Source organism: Paenibacillus dakarensis (assembly GCF_001373415.1).
In the GTDB taxonomy this organism is placed as follows: domain Bacteria; phylum Bacillota; class Bacilli; order Paenibacillales; family Paenibacillaceae; genus Paenibacillus_AQ; species Paenibacillus_AQ dakarensis.
The window spans coordinates 17578-37752 of the sequence record NZ_CDSE01000030.1 but is presented as its reverse complement, the minus strand read 5'-3'; the positions used below and the strand labels follow the sequence as shown (position 1 = coordinate 37752).

Below are 20175 nucleotides of genomic sequence, written 5' to 3'. Positions count from 1 at the left end.
GGATAATTATTCCCTATCGGATTAAGAAGCCAAACATCCGCCTTTATCTGAAGCGGAAATCAATTTCGATTACATGAGGTGAGCGTATTGAAAATCATGGTAACCGGAGGAGCGGGATTTATAGGCAGTAACTTTATTCGTTATTTTCTCAAACAATACCCGTACGATGAAATCATAAATGTAGATTTATTAACGTATGCGGGGAATTTGAACAATCTTGCGGATATAAGTGAAGGGCTGCGTTTTATAAAAGCAGATATTGCGGATAAGGCATCGCTAGAGCCTCTTTTCAAGGAGGGGCTGGATGCCGTCATCAATTTTGCTGCCGAATCCCATGTGGACCGGAGTATTGTTCAACCTGAATTATTTGTAAAAACGAATGTGCTGGGGACGCAGACAATTTTGGATTTATCCAAAAAATATGGAATTCATAAATTTATTCAAGTATCTACGGATGAAGTATATGGATCGCTGGGGAGTACCGGATTATTCACTGAAGATACCCCGCTCCAGCCGAATAGTCCATATTCCGCAAGTAAGGCTGGTGCAGATTTACTCGTCCGCGCTTATTATGAAACATATGGATTGCCGGTTAATATTACACGCTGCTCAAATAATTACGGTCCTTATCAATTCCCAGAGAAATTAATTCCGCTTATGATTTACAATGCCATGAACGGCCGCCCTCTTCCTTTATACGGAGACGGAATGAATGTTCGAGATTGGCTGTACGTGGAAGACCATTGCAGGGCAATCGATATAGTCTTACGCAATGGCAAGAACGGAGAGGTATATAATATTGGCGGTAATAATGAAAGAAATAATTTGCAGGTTATCCGTACAATTTTGGAATTGCTTAATAAGCCAGAATCCTTAATAACACATGTTGCGGATCGTCTAGGGCATGACCGCCGTTATGCTATCGATTCGAGCAAAATTCGTACACAGCTCGGTTGGGTTCCAAAGTATAGCTACGAAGACGGAATCCGCTGCACCATACAATGGTATCAGGATCATTTGGATTGGTTGGAACAAGTGCTCACAGGCGAATGCGATCATTCTGCCGGGTGACTAGCCTAAAGAAACGGCTGAGTGCCAAAACCTTTCAGCATACCTCAAGCTGCGCGCGGTCATCCTATAAGGTGTCAGAACATCACCTATTATAGAGATGGAGGATGAATTATGATCAAATCAAAAGCCCTCAGCTTGACTCTGTCGGCAGCAATGATCGCAAGCTTAGCTGGATTGGTGGGTTGCGGCTATAACACTAACGGGAATACAACCCGGACGCACAATGTTGGCATGAACAATAATGGCCGTATGGATGGGAATTTGCTGCGTAACAACAGTTATGGCCGGACGGATGGAAATATGCTGCGTAACAATAACAATAACAATGTTGGAACACAGCATGATTTAACAAACGTGAAGTACAGTAAAACATTGTCTGAAAAAATCTCAAGAGTGAAGGGCGTACGTGATGCGCATGTTTTTGTAACTAAAAATAACGCTTATGTATCCTTATCCCTCGATGGTCAAACCAAGAACCACGTGACAAATCCCAATACGACAAGCAATATGAGAAGTATGGGGACGGACGGCACAACGCTAGGTATGAACGGCCGTTATGATGGGATGTACGGCAACTCCGTAACAGGTGGTGGTCTTCTGCGTGGGATGAGTGATCCGCGTGGTACACTCGATAACAATACTGGCCTGGGTACAAGCGCAGGTACTGGCCGATTTGGAGTTAGCGGTAACACCATGAGAGGAACTGGTCTAATGGGAATGAACAATACGGGTACCTTAAACCGTACAGACGGAAGATTTGGAACAATGAACAATCAGTCTGCAAATGACAATGTTAATACTGTAAACAGTGTTCCAAAGCATGTACGTGATGAGGTAAGCACTAAGATCCGAAAGACACTCCCTAATGTAAAAGAAGTGTATTGCTCCAGCGATACAGGTTTTTATGAACATGCAAGAGGATATAGCGGGAACAACATTGGTGGAGGTGCCGGAAACCGGGATGGTAATATCGTCGGTAACACGATCGGTACGCTTGGACATGATCTGGGTGCATGGATTAACCGCCTTTTCCCTTTAGGGAACGATGGGATGAACACTTACGGAACGGGTCACCCTAACCGCGTGAATGATAATGGTTATAATGACGGACTTTTTAATATGAACAGAAACAGACGATAGTATATGATTAAATAAGGCTTTTGCCAAATGCATGTGGTTATGCATGGCAAGAGCCTTATTTCTGCAAACCAAGATAAAGGTGATTATTGGTATGTTCCAACGTAAAAACACCTTCAAGGTTGTCTCCATATTTTACGAGATGGTTTTGTCTCACGTTATGGTGCAGTTCCGTCCCCGATAGGAAACGAAAGATTTTTTACGTTTATTTTTTTTGCTATTAAATGTATATTATGCCTTGCGGTTACCCTGAACCCATACGCTATTAATATCCAGGTTGGAGTTAAGCAGGAGTACGTCTGCCTGATAACCAGCTTGTAACGATCCGGTACGGTTATCGATGCCGATTCGTTTAGCCGGGTTGCGGCTCGCGATTTGCGATGCTCTTTCGATATCCAATCCGATTTCCTCAATGAGGAATTTGAAGCCCTTGATCATGGTAAGTGTGCTACCTGCAAGACTGTCACGATTACTCTTCAGCGTTGCAATACCATTCTCAACAACAACGGGCAGGTCACCGAGCGTGTATTCTCCGTCTGGCATTCCCGTTGCAGACATCGCATCTGTAATGAGGATTAGATTATAGTCCTGCTTCATTCGCGCCAGGATACGTACTCCGGCTGGATGGACGTGAATACCGTCAGCAATAATCTCGGCACTTAAACGGTCATCGCTAAGCATAGCGCCTACAGTTCCCGGCTTCCGGTGGTGAAGTCCAGTCATGGCATTAAACGTGTGAACACCGTGGCTGAGGCCTGCATCAATGGCTCTCAATACTTCATCATACGTAGCGTCCGTATGGCCGAGAGCGGCTACAATATCATGGTTCTTGAGCCATGTAATAGCTTCAAGAGCACCCTCGCGCTCCGGTGCCATTGTAACTTGCTTCACCAGTCCTGGATAGGAGGATTCCCATTCCTCCAGCCAGTCAATATTTGCATGAACGATATGCTCCGGATTTTGGGCGCCAGGCCATTTAGGACTGATAAACGGACCCTCCAAATGCACGCCTTCAAGTCGGGTAAACGGCATTTCGTGCTGCTTATATTCGTTCACTTCTTTAAGAACGGAATCGATCGCTGCTTTCGGTGCAGTCATTGTTGTAGCGAGCATGGATGTCGTACCTTGAGAGCAATGATAGGAAGTGATGGTATCCAGCACTTCCTTGTTCGAATCCATGAAGTCTTCACCATTACCACCGTGAACATGGATATCGATAAAGCCAGGAATAATGTAACCATCGTTCTCGCGGATCGTTTGTGCATCTGAAAGGTTCAGATCTGATGGAAGAGCCGCAGCATCGCCGGCATAGACGATATATTCGCCGCGCATAGCGAGAACACCGTTCTCTTGAAGCCCTTCAGGAGTCAACACTTTACCATACAGCAGAGTCAATTGGTTATCTTGGTTGTCTGTTAATTTACTCATTTGAATAATCTCCCTGCTCCTTGATCTAGAAGTACAATAACATTCGGGTGACATTGCAGTAAGGACGCTGGACAATCTGTAGAAATCGGACCGGTCAATGCACGTTTAGCAATTTCAGCCTTATCTTCGCCGCGGATCAGCAGCATAATCTGACGGGCTTTCATGATGGAGCCTACACCCATGGTAATCGCATGTGTCGGAACATCATCAATAGAAGGGAAGAACCGTGCGTTAGCTTCACGAGTCTTTGCCTGCAGCGTCGTAATATGTGTGCCGCTGGTGAGGCTGTCTCCAGGTTCATTAAAGGCAATGTGTCCGTTGTGGCCAATGCCAAGCAGCTGAAGGTCTACAGGACCATTCTCTTCCAGCATTTTATCATAGGCACGGCATTCTTCTTCAGGGTCTGCTGCATTCCCGTTCGGAATATGAGTATGATCGATATTGATATCAATATGATTGAACAATTTCTCGTTCATGAATGTTCGATAGCTTTCTGCATGATTCTCAGGAAGCCCAACGTACTCATCCAGATTGTATGTGGTTGCCTGAGCGAAGCTGACAAGACCTTGACGGTGCATTTCGATCAGCCTTTTATAAAGCCCAACAGGTGTGCTGCCTGTTGCCAGACCAAGCTTAGCATACGGATTAGCATTCAATAAGCTGGTAACCTGACTGGCAGCGGTCTGAATGAAATCTTCTTCGTTTTTAAAAATATGGATGTTCATTGTAACTATTGACCTCCTCGGCTTTTGCGATAATTTTGTACATTCAGATATGACTGCTCCAGACGGGGAACATAGGTGGAGAAGTCCCGGCTGGCCATTCCCATAAATAAGATATCAATGATATGAAGCTGGGCTATGCGTGAAGCCATATCTCCTCGCCTCATTCCTTCTTCAAGTGAAGAAGAATACAGCGCAATATTGGATAAGGATGCCAACTGGCTGTTTCGATATGAGGTGATGCTGATTGTAAAAGCTCCTGCATTCTTGGCACAAGACATTGCGTCAATCGTCTCAGGCGTTTCCCCTGAGTAGGATATAGCGATAGCAGCGTCATTTGACGTGAGCGTTGAAGCAGAGGTGATTTGCATATGGGAATCGCTAAATGCAGTACAGTTTTTGCCGATCCGAATCAGCTTCTGATAAAAATCCTGAGCAACAATCGATGAGGTAGCGATACCGTAAAGATCGATCCTTTTAGCCCGGCATAAAACATCCACTGCCCGTTCCAGCTGTCCCAAATCCAGCAGAGAAGTTGTATCCTGGATGGAAATCAAATGATTGGCTTCAATCGCCTGCACGATGTCTGTCAGCGGATTTCCGGCTACGATATCCTGGTATTTCGTGTTACCGGAGCGGGAGGCCATTTCAGCTTGTGCCATCTCAGTTGCCAGTTTGACCTTAAAATCAGGGTATCCTTTACAATCAAAATGTTTGCAAAATCGGGTAACGGTTGCGGCACTCAAATCGCATTGTTCTGCTAATTCTTTAATACCCATATGAACGATTTCTGATGGGCACTCCAGAATAAACTCTGCAAGCCGCCGCTCCTGGCGAGGCAGACGTTCCTTTTCTACGGCGATAATATGCAGAATAGGTGCCATTACTAACCTCCTTTGCAGTTGAATCCTTCAACTTATCTGGAATAATCTGTAGTGAAAATAATTTTGTTATTATTCCACTTAAGAAGAAAATTATTTTTATATTTTCATCATAGTTGATGAGAGTGCAGGAATCAAGGATAAAAACGATTAGTCCGATTTTTGCCCAATTTCTATATGCTCCGCACCTTCATTCCTTCATTGACATACTATGATTTGACTGTATCCCTATACCTTGTTAGACCACACATACCCGGGCAAGGAGGGGTGACACATTGAAGGGGAATGATCATAACAGCAAGTTTTTGCTAACCCACCGTGAACGCGAAGTGTTTGAACTGCTTGTTCAGGATAAAACCACTCGCGATATCGCCGGGCAGTTGTTTATTAGCGAAAAAACAGTACGGAATCACATCTCCAATGTCATGCAAAAGTTGAACGTCAAGGGCCGTTCTCAAGCTGTTGTAGAATTGATTAAGCTGGGAGAGCTAAAGATCTGACTTCTCTTTTTGCAGATGAAAACTGCACGACGAAAGCCTTCTTTCCCCGCAGGTGCGGAGGGGGAAGGTTTTTTTATGCACTAAAAAATCCCGCTCAAAATGAGCAGGATCAAATCGGTGAAGCTACTCTTCTTCAGGTCTTTTCACTTGCAGCGGTGGAGGAATAATCCAGCCTTTCTCTTTTAACAATTTAAGAATACGCATTCCCAAGGCTGCCATCTCGAGATGGTATTTGGCGAATAAAGCACCAACATCTTCCCGAAGAGATTGTCCCATCACCTGACTGCATGCTACCAGGCTTAAAGAGGTCTCTGCCGCTATTTTTGCAGCGATTTCCGGATCTGTAAACCGGGCACCCACCGGGATATCTGCAAGCTCAGCTGGCGGTCTTTCGGGTAATACTGGTGCCGGTGTAATACCGTTGCTTATGAGCAGTTCATCACATTCTGCAATTTCTTTCTTAGCCTGGTCAATAAGGTCTTCAAGAATTTTCTTAAGATCTTTGTCGCCAGCATGGTAAAGGTAAGCCTGGTAACACGATACTGTACCTTTAGCTAATGTAGATGCTTGCCATACACTATAAATTTCTCCATAATGCATTGGTTCGTCTTTTGGATTGCCACTTAAAATTCCCATGATCTGGTCTCCTTTTGCGTTATGAATTTTCTTGATGATGTTAGGTTCAAGGCGGTTCAGGTATCATAAATTATGATTCCCATCACCCGGGTAACTATCCGTAAAAATCAATAGCCTTCTTACCGCCGAGTGAATATCCATACCCGTTACACCACAGCCAGATCATTTAGAGGTTACATCGTTTTTGTTAACATGAGTTGTCTTTGGGTTGCAATTCATTGATTTTAACAGTTAAATATTCATTCTTATCTAGGGTGGAAAAAACAGAAAAGTATACCTTTATTTACTTTCCTGCTTTCACGAAGCTGACATCCTCATCATTCACTTTATTGTGTATAGTTTAATTACACAGCAGTATAAAGAAGGGGGAGTGTTGGGATTGAACTGGCTAGGCAGATTGAACACGCTCCGAAATCAAATTTTTATCGGGTTTATGCTGGTTATGATCATTGTTCTCGCCTTGGTGGGAACTTTAGTATACGATCAGGTATCCGTATTACTGCGTAATAGTGCCGAGAAGCATATTCAGCAGACCGTAGTGCAGGCAACAGGTAAGTTGGACGCATTGCTGCAACAAGTGAATACGCTTTCGGCTCAGATTGCAACGAATGCGAAAGTCCAGAGTTTTTTGGCACAAGAGACGCGGGAGAAACAGGTCAGCTTTGAAGAGCGGCAGGGACTCCAGCAGGAGGTTCATAAATATGATGCATTTGCAACAGGCATTCGCTCGTTTGAATTGTATACAACGGATTATCAGAGGCTGCTTCCGCTCGACGATGGTAGTCTAAGAAGTCGTGTATCTGATAAATGGATTGCCCGTGCAGACGAAGGGATGGGGCGTCTTATTTGGTTTGGGCTTGATCCCAAAAATCCCGATGTTGTGGTTGCTGTTCGTAGAATTCGTCTGATCAATCACTCCTTTGCACATGGGGGATATCTGCTTATTCGAATGGACAGGGAATACTTTGAGCTTGCTGATTCGTCTGTCGGAAATTCGGGTGAAGTGCGCGAACGTATAGGGCTGTTTGATGAAAGTGGAAGAGAAATCTCATCTGCTTTTGCAGGGTTAGTGGACTCGCGAACACTCCTGGATAACAGGGGGCAAAGTATTAAAGTTGAGGGGGAATCCTACATTCCTATCCAGAGACAGTCAGAAGTGAACGGCTGGAGGCTGGTTATTTTGACCCCGATGAACTATACGGCTGAAAGCATTTCTATTCTTCGAACCGCGATATTTATATCCGGTTTGGTCGGTGTTTTATTATTTCTGGTTTTCAGTTTCATTTTGACGACCATGATCACAAGACCAATACTGAATATGATCAAGGCGATGCGCGGCGCAAGATTCGGAACGCTGAAGCGAAATAAGATGACTTCAAAGACGATGGAGATTAACGAACTGAACAATACATATAATCAGATGGTAGATACTATGAACGAATTAATAGAGGTCGTCTATCAGAAAGAGATCATTCAGAGCAGAACCGAGCTGAAGGCACTGCAGGCTCAGATCAATCCACACTTTCTGTTCAATACGCTCGAGGCATTCTATTGGGCGCTGGATGATAAGGGGGAGGAGGAACTCGCACAAATCGTTGTGGCGATGTCCGGGTTATTCCGTTATGTCATCAATCGAAAAGATGAAGATGAGTGGGTGAGCATCGGTGATGAGCTCGACCATGCGGAAAGATATTTGACCATTATGAAGATGCGGATGCTAGACAGGCTCTCCTGGCAAATTGAATCAGATGAGAAGAGTCGAAGCATTCCGATACCGAAGCTCTTGATTCAGCCTATCGTAGAGAATGCTATCCTGCACGGTGTGGAACAGAGGATAGAAACAGGAACGGTAGTTTTGCGTGTAGAACCGGCAGAACGGCCTGGATATACCCGAATCTCAGTCACGGACAACGGTCCCGGCATGAGCGCAGACAAAATAGACTCTCTGTACTCAGCAATGAGAGAAGGGCATGCAGCTTCAGCCAAAGGAAGCGGTGTGGGGATTGCAAACGTGGATCGGAGAATCAAACTGTATTACACGATGGAACAAGGTCTTTGCATTACGAGCGCAGAGGGAGAAGGTACAACGGTCTCTTTTGAAATACCGAATGAGTACAGGAGGTTATGACAGATGAAGACAATATTAGTTGTTGATGATGAACCTAGAACAAGAGAGGGAGTTCGAAAAACACTTGAGGCATGGTCTTCCGGTCAATATCACATCGAGACTGCATCAAGTGGAGTGACAGCTCTTGACTGGCTGCAGCATCATCATGCGGATATTCTGTTGACTGACATTCGAATGCCCGAAATCGGAGGTTTGGAACTGCTTGAAAGATTAAATAGCTTGAGTCATCAGCCGGTCGTTATTATCATGTCTGGCCATTCTGAATTTGATTATGCACGTCAAGGGCTTCGATACGGGGCAGTTGACTATTTATTGAAGCCGCTCGATAAACGAAAGATGATTGAGGCTGTTGAGCTGGCCCTGAAGCGCGGGGATAAGCTGGGACGAATTGAGCAGATGGAGAAGCTTGTGGATCCGAAGCTGCTTGAAGCGGTCCAGCAGGAGAAGGTGTGTAATGTACAGGTTAAAGAAGCGCTTCGATATTTGGATGATCATCTGAATGAGACGATATCCCTGAGAGATATCGCTGACCATCTGCACTTGAATTCAAGCTACTTCAGTGTGCTGTTTAAGGAACAGGTAGGACTTACATTCAGTGAATATGTAACCCGGCGAAGAGTGCAGCGTGCCAAGGAACTGCTTGCAAACACAGCGTATTCCATTACTGAAATCGCAGAACAGGTCGGGTATTCAACACCTAAGTATTTTGTAAAGGTATTTCGAGACCATGAGAATATGAGTCCAGGGCAGTACAGACATCATGTTGCTTCAGATGCTCAGGAGAAAATCTAATAAAAGTGGTATTAGTCCCAATCAGCATGGCCTTACGGTATAATCCCTGCACTGCTACAATTTAAATAAAGCGGTTACATTACGCGAATACATCCTAGAAAAGGGGTTGTAAACATGTTCAACAAGAAATGGACGATTGTGTTTTTAACATTATGTCTTGCTCTGGTCACTGCTGGGTGTGGTCAAAAAGGCGAAGGAACCGGCGATTCTCAAGGCAGCAGTGATGGCGGAAAAGTTACCGTAAACTTTATGCATCTATGGCCAGCAGGTGTTTCAGCCGGTCAGAATAAAATAGTCAACCAGATTATTGAAGAGTATCAAAAAGAAAATCCGAATGTAACGATTAAACAAGAAGTGCTTGATAATGAGCAGTACAAGAACAAGCTGAAGGTTCTCTCTGCTTCCAATGAGCTTCCTGATGTTGGTGTAACATGGGCCGCAGGCTTCTTGAAGCCTTATGTTGATGGGAATTTGTTCGCTCCAGTAGATGATCTGCTAGAGGGTGACCTGAAAGGGAAATTTGTAGCCGGTACAACAGAGGCTTACGCGGTCAACGATAAGACTTATGCACTTCCAATTGAGTTTAACATCGCTCCGGTTTATTACAATAAAGCGATTTTCGAGAAATATAATCTTGAAGTGCCAGAAACATATGAGCAATTTAAGAATGTTGTGAAAACATTGTCTGAGAATGGTGTTGCGCCAATCGCACTGGGCAACAAGGATCGGTGGACCGGCTCACTGTGGTATATGTACCTGGCAGACCGTATTGCTGGTTCGGAAGTGCTTTCTAACGCAATCAGCGGATCCGGGTCCTTTAAGGATGAATCTCTGGTCAAAGCAGCTTCTGAAGTCCAATCGCTCGTAGATGGTAATGCCTTCATCAAAGGCTTTAACGGATTGTCCAACGAGGAAGCAAAATCCGAATTTTTGAATGAGAAAGCTGCAATGTACATGATGGGAACATGGGAACTGCCAAACTTTACGACAAATGAAGAAATTCCTCAAGAGTTCCGCGACAATGTCGGATTCTTTAAATTCCCAACGGTTGAAGGCGGCAAGGGAGATATCAACAGCTGGGTAGGCGGCCCTGGCGTAGGCTTGTTTATCTCGGAAAATTCCAAAGTTAAAGAAGAAGCGAAAGCGTTTGTTGAATATTTCGTAACCAAATGGGGTGAACAGTCGGTAACGGGAGCAGGTGTCATACCGGCAACGAAGGTGGATACTGCTGCAGTTGAACTTCCTCAGCTATACATTGATCTGTTCAACGAAATGAACCAGGCGAGCAACATCACCTTGTTCGCAGATGTTCAAATGCCGGCAAATGCTGCGGAAACACATCTTAATATGATTCAGGCGCTTTTCGGAAAAGCAGTAACACCGGATAAATTCTCAGAAGAGCACGATACAGCGATTTCCAAAGATAAATAATAGGCTTCGACAGCGACATGGATAGGAACTCAATTTATCCGGCAGTACTGCCGGATAAATTGTTCCTCTATACATATATGAAAGGAGTCGGACACTTTGGATAAAGTGATGTCTAACAAAAAAGTAATTGCGTTGTTTGTGCTCCCTGCTCTGCTTCTGATCCTTGGCATCGTATATATTCCGATTATTCTTACCGCTTATTATGGATTAAACAAATGGAACGGAATCGGTCCAATGACATTTATCGGGCTTGAAAACTATCAGGCTTTGCTGAAGGATGGGACATTCTGGAGCAGTGCCTGGCACTCACTTTTATTGGCGATTTTCTCGGCTTTAAGTCTTGTGGTCTATTTGATCGTGGCGATGGTGCTGGCTACCAAGATCAAGGGAGCCAATCTGTTCCGTAAAATATACCTGATTCCGATGCTGCTGTCTTCGGTTGCGATTGCCCAACTCTGGCTTCGAATTTATCATCCGACGAACGGGATTATAAACAGTATGCTGGAGTCCTTCGGAGTTACGAATCCGCCGGCATGGCTGGCTGAGCCTTCGCTGGTATTGTTTGCTTTATTTATACCGATCCTGTGGCAATATGCAGGCTTCTATATTTTGATTTACTATGCTGCGCTTAAGAATATCCCGACTTCTCTGGAAGAGGCGGCAAAGATCGATGGCGCAAATTCTGTGCAGATTGCTTGGAAAATCAAGCTTCCTCTTGCCATGGAGGTAATCAAGGTTACGATCGTACTTGCTGTGGTCGGCTCCTTGAAGTATTTCGATTTGATCTACATTATGACAGATGGGGGACCAAATGGTGCGAGTGAGGTAATGGCTTCATACATGTATCATGAGGCTTTCAGGGCGTATGATTTCGGTTATGGCAGTGCAATCGGATTCTTCCTGCTTGTCATCTCTCTTGTCGTTACATGGCTCATTCGCAAATTAACCGCATCAAAAGATTCGATCCAATACTCATAAGGAGGAATGCCTCATGGTGTCAGGGACTGCAGGACAGATTCAAGATACAAGAACACACAGCGGGTCGGGTATAGCCCGAAAGATCGGCTACGTGCTTCTGTATGTTGTACTTATTGCCGTTGCGGCATTTCAGCTGTTCCCGCTTGTATGGCTGATGTTGTTTTCGCTTAAGAATAATCAGGAAGTATTCAACCTTCCTCCGTTATCGCTTCCGACATCTCCACGATGGGAGAACTATGAGAAGGTGTGGAGTGCAGGGAATATCAATGTGTACTTTTTTAATAGTGTGTGGATTACGGTTGTGTCAACGCTTTTGACTGTTATTCTGGCCAGCCTCGTTACCTTTGCCATTACAAGAATGAAGTGGAAGGGAAGCTCCTTTGTACTTGGTCTGTTCATGGTGGCTATGATGATTCCGGTCCATTCTACGCTGATTCCTTTGTTCAGTATCTTTAACAATGTTGGCTTAACAGATCATCCTTTGTCACTTGTATTGTCATATGTAGCGTTTAACATGCCGATTACCATTATGATTCTGCTTGGCTTTTACTACGCTTTGCCGAAGGAAGTTGAAGAGGCTGCTGTAATCGATGGCTGCTCTGTTCAACGGGTGTTTTTCCAGATTGTATTCCCGATGACAAGCTCGGTATTGGCTACAACCGCCATCATCAATATGATTTATAACTGGAATGAATTTATTTTTGTAAACACGTTTATCAGCTCGGATGTATACAAGACACTTACGGTAGGGGTTCAGAATTTTATCGGACAATATACTACGGATTGGGGTGCGATTGGCGCCACACTGATGATTAGTATTTTGCCAATCCTGATCATGTTCCTGTTCCTTAGTGACCGGATTGTTGAAGGAATTGCTGCCGGTTCGGTAAAAGGCTAAATCGCTCAATTTATCGATGCTATGAACTTATAAAGGCCTGAAATCCTCATTGTTCGAGGATATCAGGCCTTTATTCTTCCAAGGGGTGCTGCTAATCAAGACATGCTTTTATATATGAAGTAATCGAAGTCGGCATGTAAGTTTCGTCCGGATGTGTCCTGACACTGCATCCCAACAAAAGCACCGGTAAAGAAGCCTCCGCCTTGAATATAATCATCGGACAGCTTGTAGGATTCGAACGTTACCGGAAGGGTGTTCCAGTTCGTTCCGTCAAAGGAATAAGAGTAACGGTACACCTCTGTTTCCACATCGACACGCAGATAGACATCATCGACATGATCAGGTATTACAATTTCCTGACCTTGAAGCGGCTGGGAGAATGTGAAATTATCGCAGGCTGTCAACTCAAGAATTCTTCCTTTCTCTTCATGCCATGAAATCTGGCAGGCCGTCCAGTTCTGAGTGTTGTAGTAATTCACGAGACCAGCTGATTGCTGAAAGGTTGTTGGGTTAAAGGAAACCTTGGTCTCCGCTCTAAAGTTAAAATGCTGCCAGCGTCTTGCAATGAAAGCTTGTGTGAATTTAGATGTCAGGGATTCCTTGCCGTATAGACGAAGATGTCCTGGACGGTCAGTCAAAGATACGGTATTGCTGCCGAGTGGAATACGCAAGGACTGAAAGTGGAGGTTCAACGCCTGTTCATTAAAGTCATCTTTCTCAGGGAAATCCGGTTCCCATGCCGTCTCCGGAATGTTAGGGCCTTCAATACTCAGCGAAGGTTGATTGCCTCCTGCTACGTACGGCCAATCGTTTCTCCACTCCAGCCGCTGGATCGCAGTTTCTCTTCCAAGCGGACAATAGCCGCGCGGGTCAAGCAGGGGCTGGCCTGTTCTCGGCAGTGGTCTTCCGGTAAGATGAACCAGAAACCATTCGTCGGTATGTGTTTTGACCATGGAAGCATGACCTGCCTTTTGAAGCGGGTTCCGCGGTGATCCAAAGGACGAGATAAGCGGATTGTCAGGGTGAACCTCATACGGTCCGCGCAGCTGCTTGGAGCGGGCAATGGTTGCTTGATGATCATATTTCGTTCCGCCTTCTGCGGTAAGGAGATAATAGTATCCGTTTATTTTGTATAGATGAGGAGCTTCGGTTAACATGACATCGGTGCCTTTAAAAATAATCTCTGCATCGCCTATAAGCCGCTCCTCCGCAGGACTGTATTCCTGCAGTACGATACCGTAAAAATTGTGATGCTTCACGCGGTGGTCCCACAGCATGTTGACGAGATATTTCTTACCGTCATCGTCGTGGAATAACGACGGATCGAAGCCGGAGCTATTTAGACGAATAGGTTCTGACCATTCCCCGTCGATCGTGTCGCAGGTCACCAAGTAGTTGGTGCAATCCTTCCATTGTCCTTCTGTTACTTTTACATCGGTAAAGATCAGCCAGAATTGGTTGTCACTGTAGGACAGGTGAGGGGCCCATACACCACCGGAATCCGGGTTGCCCAACATGTTCAGCTGGCTGAGACGGTTCAGTGGTCTGGAAACCAGGCGCCAGTTCTTCAGATCCTTGGAATGATAGATGCCAACACCGGGAAACCATTCGAAGGTAGAAACGGCAATATAATAGTCTTCACCCGCACGACAAATGCTGGGATCGGGATTAAAGCCAGTTAATATCGGATTTTGTATTACGCTCATGCTTTCTCACTCCTCTAGTAATAGTTGGTTCTCTGGCAGAGAATTACCCATCTATAGTAATATTGTAAGATAGGCTATAGCTTAATAATAACAACATTAACCCGCTAATCACATATCCATAGTTTGTTAGAATTTACCCAAATCAATCATGTTATTTAACAGAATAGATTATGTAAGGATAAGGGGGACTTGAGTTTGGTGACATTATCAGATCGAAAGAGAAAAGAGTTCATGCTTCCGGACGTGGATTCTACCTTCCGGATGTTTGCCGCCCACTGGCGTACTGTTGAACCTGACTGGAAATACCCGGTCCATAAACATTCCTTGTTCGAGGTGAATCTGGTATTGACAGGAACGCAGGAGATGCGGGTCAATCGCCAGATATACAAGCAGGGACCAGGAGATCTGCTGCTGCTAAATCCAGGGGATGAGCATGAGAGCCGGGTGATCGGTGAAGAAGAAATGACTTATTATTGCCTGCATTTCGATGTGGATGAACGCTCTTTCCGAGAACTTCTATGTCGTAATCAAGAGTGCTATCATGCAGAGGAAAGCCAGCTTGCAAAAGCGATCCGCCCCGCGCTCGATAAGCTGATTGCATTAACAAGAGAAGAGTCGTCAGTGCGGGTTGAATCGAGGATGAGTGTTCTTTCTGCACTGTTTGAGCTGTTTGCCGGAATCAGCGGGACCCTATCCTCCTCCGTAAACGGTGAGCAGGCTGCTTTGGGAATGGGGATAAAACAGTCAGCTTCGCGTATCGCCTCCCAGATTGAACGCTCCATTGAGGATAAGGTAGAAGGTTATTCCGAGGCAGGGGAGCAGGATACGATAGCAAGAATAGCAGCGGAGATGGGATACAGCACTTCATCCGTCAATCGGATGTTTACCCAGGTTTACGGGATGTCACCGCGGCAGTATAAATCGACCCTGATGCTAAAAAAATCAAAGCTGCTGCTTATGGACCCCGAACTATTAATCGAGGATATTTCAGCCAGGCTGGGATATCAGAATATGGCTCATTTCAGCCGGCAGTTCAAACGATGGACCGGCGAATCCCCCAGCAGCTTTCGCGGAAAATTCTATGATTAATCCGGGTACCTATCCCTATACAAAAAGCAACCATATCTCCGTAACCGGATACTATGGTTGCTTTTATTATTGCTAACGATTAGACCCAGCCCAATGCTCTTACAGTCTGGGCAACGATAAAAGTTACAATGATGGCAATGGCCGTTGGTATAGCAAAGGACAGGAACGTCCATTTCTTACTCTTGGTTTCCTTATAGATATTAATAAGCGTTGTACCGCAAGGATAATGCAGCAGGGAGAAGAGCATCATATTCAGAGCCGTCAGCCAAGTCCAGCCTTGATTCAGAAAAATTTGCTTCAGGGCAAACATATCCTCAACCTCAGTTAAAGAACCGGTAGCAAGATACCCCATCAGTAATATCGGCAGTACAATTTCGTTGGCCGGCAGACCGATAATAAAGGCCATCAGGATGAATCCATCCAGCCCAAGCGCCCGAGCGAACGGATCAAGGAAGCCGACAAAATGAAGCAGGATGCTCGTGTCGCCAATATAGATATTAGCCAGAATCCAAGTAAGCACACCTGCTGGAGCGGCCACGATCACGGCTCTGCGGAGAACATACACCGTTTTATCCAGCGTTGACCGGATGATCGTGTTCAGGATTTTAGGCTTCCGGTAAGGCGGAAGCTCGAGCGTATAGTGAGAAGGAACTCCTCTTAAAGCCGTCTTGGACAGCATCCAGGACACGCTTAATGTAACGACAACCCCGATCAGAACCATACCCATCACAACGGAAGCTGTAACAAGTGTTTGCACTCCTCCGGCAAATCCTGCAGCCATAAACAGGGAAGACAGCAGGATTAATGTTGGCCAGCGCCCGTTGCAGGGTACGAAGTTGTTCGTTAGAATGGCCAGCATACGCTCCCTGGGAGATTCAATAATTCGGGTTGACATGATTGCGGCTGCGTTACAGCCAAACCCCATCGCCATGGTCAATGACTGCTTGCCATGGGCACCGCTTTTCTTAAAGAGACGGTCCAGGTTAAATGCCACTCTTGGCAAGTACCCATAGTTTTCAAGAAGGGCGAATGCAGGAAAGAAGATAGCCATGGGGGGCAGCATAACGCTTATTACCCAGGATGTACCTCTGAACAGTCCCAGAATTAGTATGCCGTGAAGCCATGCCGGTGCATGCACAGCCTCGAAGCCGAGTGTTAAATATCCTTCGATCCAGCCGAAGAAGCTGGCCAGCATGGAGGACGGGACGTTAGCTCCCGCAATTGTAAGGTAAAACAAGATGCCAAGCAATCCGAGCATAATAGGAAAACCCCATATTTTCGAGGTGAAGATGCTGTCCAGGCGTTCTGAACGATACAGGCGGTCCTTGTCTGTGATCGTAACGGCTTCATTACAGAGCTCACGGGACTTTTTGAACAATTCTCCAACCATGCTTTCCCGTACTTCATCGATTTGATTAGCAGGTATGGTGGCTGTTAGAGCTTCTAAGCGCTGCAGCTGCTGGCTCAATGGACACACCTCCCTTTGCTTGCGATGTGATTCTGGTCTGAAGTGTAGACATCAGCTTCTGATCTCCGTCCAGAAGGCGGATTGCCAGCCAGCGCGCAGGATATTCATCACCAAAGATGTTTACGATTTCCGATTCCAGCTTGGAGATATCCGCTTCCAGCTCCTTATTGTATTTCATATGATATGGAGTCGTGGTGATTTCGCCCAAGCACATTTGGAGCAGCTGATCTAATAAGACATCCAGACCTTCCTTGTTTCTGGCCGAGATTGGAATGACAGGAACGCCGAGTTTTTTTGACAGTTTACCGGAATGGATTGTGATCCCTTTCTTTTTCGCTTCATCCATCAGGTTTAAACAGATAATGACCCGGTCTGTCATTTCCAGAACCTGAAGCGCAAGGTTAAGACTTCTCTCAAGTGCTGTGGAGTCGAGAACAAGCAGTGTAACATCAGGCTTTTCGAATACGATAAAATCACGCGCGACCTCCTCATCAGCAGAGTTGGAGAAGAGGGAGTAGGTTCCGGGCAGATCGACAAATGTAAACCGTGCATCCTTATACTCATAATGGCCGCTGGCGAGACTAACGGTTTTGCCTGACCAGTTGCCTGTATGCTGCTTAAGCCCGGTCAAAGCGTTGAACAGTGTGCTTTTGCCGGTATTCGGATTTCCTGCTAGCGCAACAGTAAATGACCTCATGATGACAACACCTCCCCATAAATTAACTGACTTTCTTCTTTCCGTAATGCGATGACTGTGCCTGCGACTCTATATGATGTGGGGTCTCCGAGCGGACTTGTTTTTAGCACCTCAATGATAGAATTCTGTACAAACCCGAGATCCAGAAGCCGGCGTTTTAATTCGCCTCGAATGGCTACTTTTTTCACCAGAAATTTATCACCGATGGTTGCCTGATGTAGATTTTGAAAATACTTTGTCTCGTCCATAAAGTTTAACCTCTCCCTATTTAATTGGTCCGAGCTCATAATGTTTCCCTAACGCAACTTTAAGGTTATAATATGCTCAACCTCATTTAATGTCAACGGGGAAAATGCATTTTTACTAAAATTTGTTTGTGTGTTTGGTAAATACATGTTATACAATACGCGCGAACATTTATTTTGAATTGCGTTTAAAAATCCTTTACTCTGGTTAATCCGGTTGAAATATAAATTTTCCGGATAACTAATTAATAAAGATAAGTCTTATGAACACCATATAAAGATCATTTGAAAGACAGGAGGGTGAAACAGATGGCGGAATGGTACGAAGAAAGCTTTGGCGAGGACTACATGCTCATCTACAAACACAGGGACGAACAAGGAGCTGCGCTTGAAGTGCAGAAGATGGTTTCTTGGCTTAAGCTGCCATCACAATCGAAGGTTCTGGATTTATGCTGCGGTGCGGGTCGTCATTCTCTGGCCTTATCGGATGAGGGGTATCAAGTAACAGGTATTGATCTGTCCGATGTTCTGCTTGAAGAAGCCAGGGAGCTGGATCAGGAAAAGGCAGTTACATGGATCGCCTCAGATATGAGGCAGCTGCCAGTAGAGAATAGTGTTTTTGATGCTGTGCTGAATTTATTTACTTCATTTGGTTATTTTACGAGGGATGAGGAGCATATCAAAGTGCTGGAGGAGATTTACCGTGTTCTGAGGCCGGGAGGACGTTTTATTATTGATTTTCTCAATCCTTCATATGTAAAACAGAATCTTGTGCCGGAATCCTCCCGAGAGTCGGAAGGGCAACAGATTCATGAACGACGGCAAATTGAGAATGGTTATGTCAAAAAGGAAATAACGATCACGGATGCAGACGGTGGAGAAGCACGTCATTACGAAGAACGGGTGAAGCTCTATACGCTGGATGCATTTAAATTCATGGTAGAAGAAGCAGGTCTCTGTATTGATCAGGTGCACGGCAGCTATGATGAAGATCAATATGAGCCTAAAACGTCTCCGCGAATGATTTTTGTCGGCCATCGTCCGGTGGAGCATTAATTATGGGACAATGGCTGAACGGAAATCATATGGCGGCACTGCCCTTGAATGAGGATGGCCTGCTGCGGATTAAGATTACACTTGACTCCCCGCTTCGGTGGGTCAACAGCTACCTGCTGCAGGACGAGCATGGAATTACCTTGATCGATCCTGGTCCGAGGACAGAAGTCACGGAACAGGAATGGAAGGAGACGCTGGCCTCCCTTCAGATTAACGAAGAGCATATTACGTCGATTGTGCTGACCCATCATCATCCGGACCATTACGGTCTTGCCGGCTGGTTCCAGGAGCGCACAGGTGCGAAGGTGTGGATGTCGGAGCGGGCTCATAAGGAGGCTCAACTGATGTGGGGAGGCGGCGGACATGCATCGGATATGAATGAGAAGCTGCCTGCATTTTTTGCCGAGCATGGCATGCCGCATGAATGGCTTCGGCAGATCCCGGAGCATTTGAACCGTTTTTTCTCCCAAGTAAATCCGGAACCCCAAGTATCGTATATTGACGAAATGATGCCTGTACGTATGGGAGGCCGTATTTGGCTCCCCGTACAGACTGCAGGTCATGCACCCGGACATCTTTCCTTCTATCAAAAGGATAGCGGTGTAATCTTATGCGGAGATGCTGTATTACCGCAAATCTCACCGAATATCAGCCTTGTTCCGGGCAGCGACGATGAGCCGCTTCGATTATACCTGGACGGGCTGCGCCGTCTTCGGGAACTGCATGTCCGTGCTGCATATCCCGGACACCGCGGTCCATTCATGCATTTCAGTGAACGGATTGACGCCCTTCTTCTTCATCATGAGGAACGTCTGGCGGAGATATCGGGCATGCTGTCTGCAGCCGGTGGTCTTACCGGATATGAAGCTTGCATAGCCTTATTCGGTAACAAGCTTGGTGTTCACCAAATGCGATTCGCCATGTGTGAGGCGCTTGCCCATCTCGCTGAACTTGTACGTCAAGGACAGGCAGAGCTTGAGAGAATGGATACCGAAACGTTCCGTTTTAAACCTGCGAAGTAGATTCTCTTCTTACATACCCTTCTGTTTTTCAGGCTCCCGTCTTACAGAAATGGAGCCTGGGGGCAGATCCAGCCATCATCTTATATTTTTTACAATCCCCTCCATTTTCATCGACGGCTTACACCAATTTTCTCCTTCAGGATTATGTAGTAAATTTCCCGTTTAAATATAAATAGTAGAAGTGTGCATTTACCCTTTTTTTGATGAGACGCATCTTTGCCATGACATCCGCTGATCCATCTCAATTGGGTATATTCGCATGGTTTAAGGATGAGCTGTCTTATCCTTAC

The 20175-nt window shown here is 45.5% G+C and carries 19 protein-coding genes; 11 read left to right on the top strand and 8 right to left on the bottom strand.

Annotation, left to right across the window (positions count from 1 at the left end; translation table 11 throughout):
- Positions 1-87 precede the first annotated feature (87 nt).
- Positions 88-1071 carry a dTDP-glucose 4,6-dehydratase gene (gene rfbB, locus BN1234_RS08365; protein ID WP_054956208.1) on the top strand — a complete coding sequence of 328 codons (984 nt, stop codon included), beginning with the start codon at positions 88-90 and terminating at the stop codon, positions 1069-1071.
- A gap of 111 nt (positions 1072-1182) precedes the next feature.
- On the top strand, positions 1183-2211 hold the full coding sequence (locus tag BN1234_RS08360; protein WP_054956207.1) for a hypothetical protein: 1029 nt from the start codon (positions 1183-1185) through the stop codon (positions 2209-2211).
- Positions 2212-2439: 228 nt separating this feature from the next.
- On the opposite strand, the gene nagA is transcribed toward BN1234_RS08360, so the two are convergent.
- The 3 genes from nagA to BN1234_RS08345 are packed head-to-tail and all read right to left on the bottom strand — an operon-like array spanning position 2440 to position 5242.
- Positions 2440-3636 carry an N-acetylglucosamine-6-phosphate deacetylase gene (gene nagA, locus BN1234_RS08355; RefSeq protein WP_054956206.1) on the bottom strand — a complete coding sequence of 399 codons (1197 nt, stop codon included), beginning with the start codon at positions 3634-3636 and terminating at the stop codon, positions 2440-2442.
- Positions 3633-4361: a glucosamine-6-phosphate deaminase gene (gene nagB, locus BN1234_RS08350; RefSeq protein WP_054956205.1), complete on the bottom strand. Its 729-nt coding sequence runs from the start codon at positions 4359-4361 to the stop codon at positions 3633-3635. The genes nagA and nagB overlap by 4 nt, the downstream gene beginning before the upstream one ends.
- Positions 4362-4366: 5 nt before the next feature.
- Positions 4367-5242, bottom strand: coding sequence for a MurR/RpiR family transcriptional regulator (locus tag BN1234_RS08345; RefSeq protein WP_054956204.1), 876 nt, complete (start codon positions 5240-5242; stop codon positions 4367-4369).
- Positions 5243-5514: 272 nt separating this feature from the next.
- Between BN1234_RS08345 and BN1234_RS08340 the strand changes: the two genes are divergently transcribed.
- Positions 5515-5739: a helix-turn-helix domain-containing protein gene (locus BN1234_RS08340; protein ID WP_046678368.1), complete on the top strand. Its 225-nt coding sequence runs from the start codon at positions 5515-5517 to the stop codon at positions 5737-5739.
- 123 nt (positions 5740-5862) lie between these two features.
- Here the strand turns inward: BN1234_RS08340 and BN1234_RS08335 are convergent, their stop codons facing one another.
- Positions 5863-6375 (bottom strand): DUF3231 family protein, encoded by a 513-nt coding sequence (locus tag BN1234_RS08335; protein WP_054956203.1) that lies wholly within the window; start codon positions 6373-6375, stop codon positions 5863-5865.
- A 379-nt stretch (positions 6376-6754) separates the two neighbouring features.
- Between BN1234_RS08335 and BN1234_RS08330 the strand changes: the two genes are divergently transcribed.
- The 5 genes from BN1234_RS08330 to BN1234_RS08310 all read left to right on the top strand — a co-directional run bounded on the left by BN1234_RS08330 (position 6755) and on the right by BN1234_RS08310 (position 12602).
- Positions 6755-8503: a sensor histidine kinase gene (locus tag BN1234_RS08330; RefSeq protein WP_054956202.1), complete on the top strand. Its 1749-nt coding sequence runs from the start codon at positions 6755-6757 to the stop codon at positions 8501-8503.
- 3 nt (positions 8504-8506) lie between these two features.
- Entirely contained in the window at positions 8507-9295 is a 789-nt protein-coding gene (locus BN1234_RS08325; protein WP_054956201.1) for a response regulator transcription factor, read from the top strand.
- Positions 9296-9409: 114 nt separating this feature from the next.
- Positions 9410-10726 carry an extracellular solute-binding protein gene (locus BN1234_RS08320; RefSeq protein ID WP_054956200.1) on the top strand — a complete coding sequence of 439 codons (1317 nt, stop codon included), beginning with the start codon at positions 9410-9412 and terminating at the stop codon, positions 10724-10726.
- A gap of 96 nt (positions 10727-10822) precedes the next feature.
- Positions 10823-11704, top strand: a complete 882-nt coding sequence (locus tag BN1234_RS08315) for a carbohydrate ABC transporter permease (protein WP_054956199.1) — start codon at positions 10823-10825, stop codon at positions 11702-11704.
- A gap of 13 nt (positions 11705-11717) precedes the next feature.
- On the top strand, positions 11718-12602 hold the full coding sequence (locus tag BN1234_RS08310) for a carbohydrate ABC transporter permease (RefSeq protein WP_054956198.1): 885 nt from the start codon (positions 11718-11720) through the stop codon (positions 12600-12602).
- Between the two features lie 95 nt (positions 12603-12697).
- Here BN1234_RS08310 and BN1234_RS08305 read toward each other — a convergent pair whose 3' ends face one another.
- Entirely contained in the window at positions 12698-14308 is a 1611-nt protein-coding gene (locus tag BN1234_RS08305) for a glycoside hydrolase family 43 protein (RefSeq protein ID WP_054956197.1), read from the bottom strand.
- Positions 14309-14506: 198 nt separating this feature from the next.
- On the opposite strand from BN1234_RS08305, the gene BN1234_RS08300 reads away from it, so the two are divergent.
- Positions 14507-15397, top strand: a complete 891-nt coding sequence (locus BN1234_RS08300) for an AraC family transcriptional regulator (RefSeq protein ID WP_245640133.1) — start codon at positions 14507-14509, stop codon at positions 15395-15397.
- Positions 15398-15476: 79 nt separating this feature from the next.
- On the opposite strand, the gene BN1234_RS08295 is transcribed toward BN1234_RS08300, so the two are convergent.
- The 3 genes from BN1234_RS08295 to BN1234_RS08285 are packed head-to-tail and all read right to left on the bottom strand — an operon-like array spanning position 15477 to position 17810.
- A complete protein-coding gene (locus tag BN1234_RS08295; RefSeq protein WP_245640132.1) occupies positions 15477-16787 on the bottom strand; it encodes a nucleoside recognition domain-containing protein in 1311 nt (436 codons plus the stop codon).
- A 25-nt stretch (positions 16788-16812) separates the two neighbouring features.
- On the bottom strand, positions 16813-17562 hold the full coding sequence (locus BN1234_RS08290) for a FeoB small GTPase domain-containing protein (protein ID WP_054956195.1): 750 nt from the start codon (positions 17560-17562) through the stop codon (positions 16813-16815).
- A complete protein-coding gene (locus BN1234_RS08285; protein ID WP_054956194.1) occupies positions 17559-17810 on the bottom strand; it encodes a FeoA family protein in 252 nt (83 codons plus the stop codon). The genes BN1234_RS08290 and BN1234_RS08285 overlap by 4 nt, the downstream gene beginning before the upstream one ends.
- A 306-nt stretch (positions 17811-18116) precedes the next feature.
- Here BN1234_RS08285 and BN1234_RS08280 point away from each other — a divergent pair, with 306 nt between their 5' ends.
- Together BN1234_RS08280 and BN1234_RS08275 are read left to right on the top strand one after the other, a co-directional pair.
- The gene (locus BN1234_RS08280; RefSeq protein ID WP_054956193.1) at positions 18117-18863 is read left to right on the top strand and encodes a class I SAM-dependent methyltransferase; all 747 of its coding nucleotides are present in this window, start codon (positions 18117-18119) and stop codon (positions 18861-18863) included.
- 2 nt (positions 18864-18865) lie between these two features.
- Positions 18866-19885 carry an MBL fold metallo-hydrolase gene (locus tag BN1234_RS08275; protein WP_054956192.1) on the top strand — a complete coding sequence of 340 codons (1020 nt, stop codon included), beginning with the start codon at positions 18866-18868 and terminating at the stop codon, positions 19883-19885.
- Positions 19886-20175: the final 290 nt, after the last annotated feature.

Excerpts from the sequence above, each read along its gene's own strand:
- BN1234_RS08360 (WP_054956207.1), top strand. The coding sequence starts at position 1,183 with ATGATCAAATCAAAAGCCCTCAGCTTGACTCTGTCGGCAGCAATGATC.
- nagA (WP_054956206.1), bottom strand. The coding sequence starts at position 3,636 with ATGAGTAAATTAACAGACAACCAAGATAACCAATTGACTCTGCTGTAT.
- nagB (WP_054956205.1), bottom strand. The coding sequence starts at position 4,361 with ATGAACATCCATATTTTTAAAAACGAAGAAGATTTCATTCAGACCGCT.
- BN1234_RS08345 (WP_054956204.1), bottom strand. The coding sequence starts at position 5,242 with ATGGCACCTATTCTGCATATTATCGCCGTAGAAAAGGAACGTCTGCCT.
- BN1234_RS08335 (WP_054956203.1), bottom strand. The coding sequence starts at position 6,375 with ATGGGAATTTTAAGTGGCAATCCAAAAGACGAACCAATGCATTATGGA.
- BN1234_RS08325 (WP_054956201.1), top strand. The coding sequence starts at position 8,507 with ATGAAGACAATATTAGTTGTTGATGATGAACCTAGAACAAGAGAGGGA.
- BN1234_RS08320 (WP_054956200.1), top strand. The coding sequence starts at position 9,410 with ATGTTCAACAAGAAATGGACGATTGTGTTTTTAACATTATGTCTTGCT.
- BN1234_RS08310 (WP_054956198.1), top strand. The coding sequence starts at position 11,718 with ATGGTGTCAGGGACTGCAGGACAGATTCAAGATACAAGAACACACAGC.
- BN1234_RS08305 (WP_054956197.1), bottom strand. The coding sequence starts at position 14,308 with ATGAGCGTAATACAAAATCCGATATTAACTGGCTTTAATCCCGATCCC.
- BN1234_RS08295 (WP_245640132.1), bottom strand. The coding sequence starts at position 16,787 with ATGGTTGGAGAATTGTTCAAAAAGTCCCGTGAGCTCTGTAATGAAGCC.
- BN1234_RS08290 (WP_054956195.1), bottom strand. The coding sequence starts at position 17,562 with ATGAGGTCATTTACTGTTGCGCTAGCAGGAAATCCGAATACCGGCAAA.
- BN1234_RS08285 (WP_054956194.1), bottom strand. The coding sequence starts at position 17,810 with ATGGACGAGACAAAGTATTTTCAAAATCTACATCAGGCAACCATCGGT.
- BN1234_RS08280 (WP_054956193.1), top strand. The coding sequence starts at position 18,117 with ATGGCGGAATGGTACGAAGAAAGCTTTGGCGAGGACTACATGCTCATC.
- BN1234_RS08275 (WP_054956192.1), top strand. The coding sequence starts at position 18,866 with ATGGGACAATGGCTGAACGGAAATCATATGGCGGCACTGCCCTTGAAT.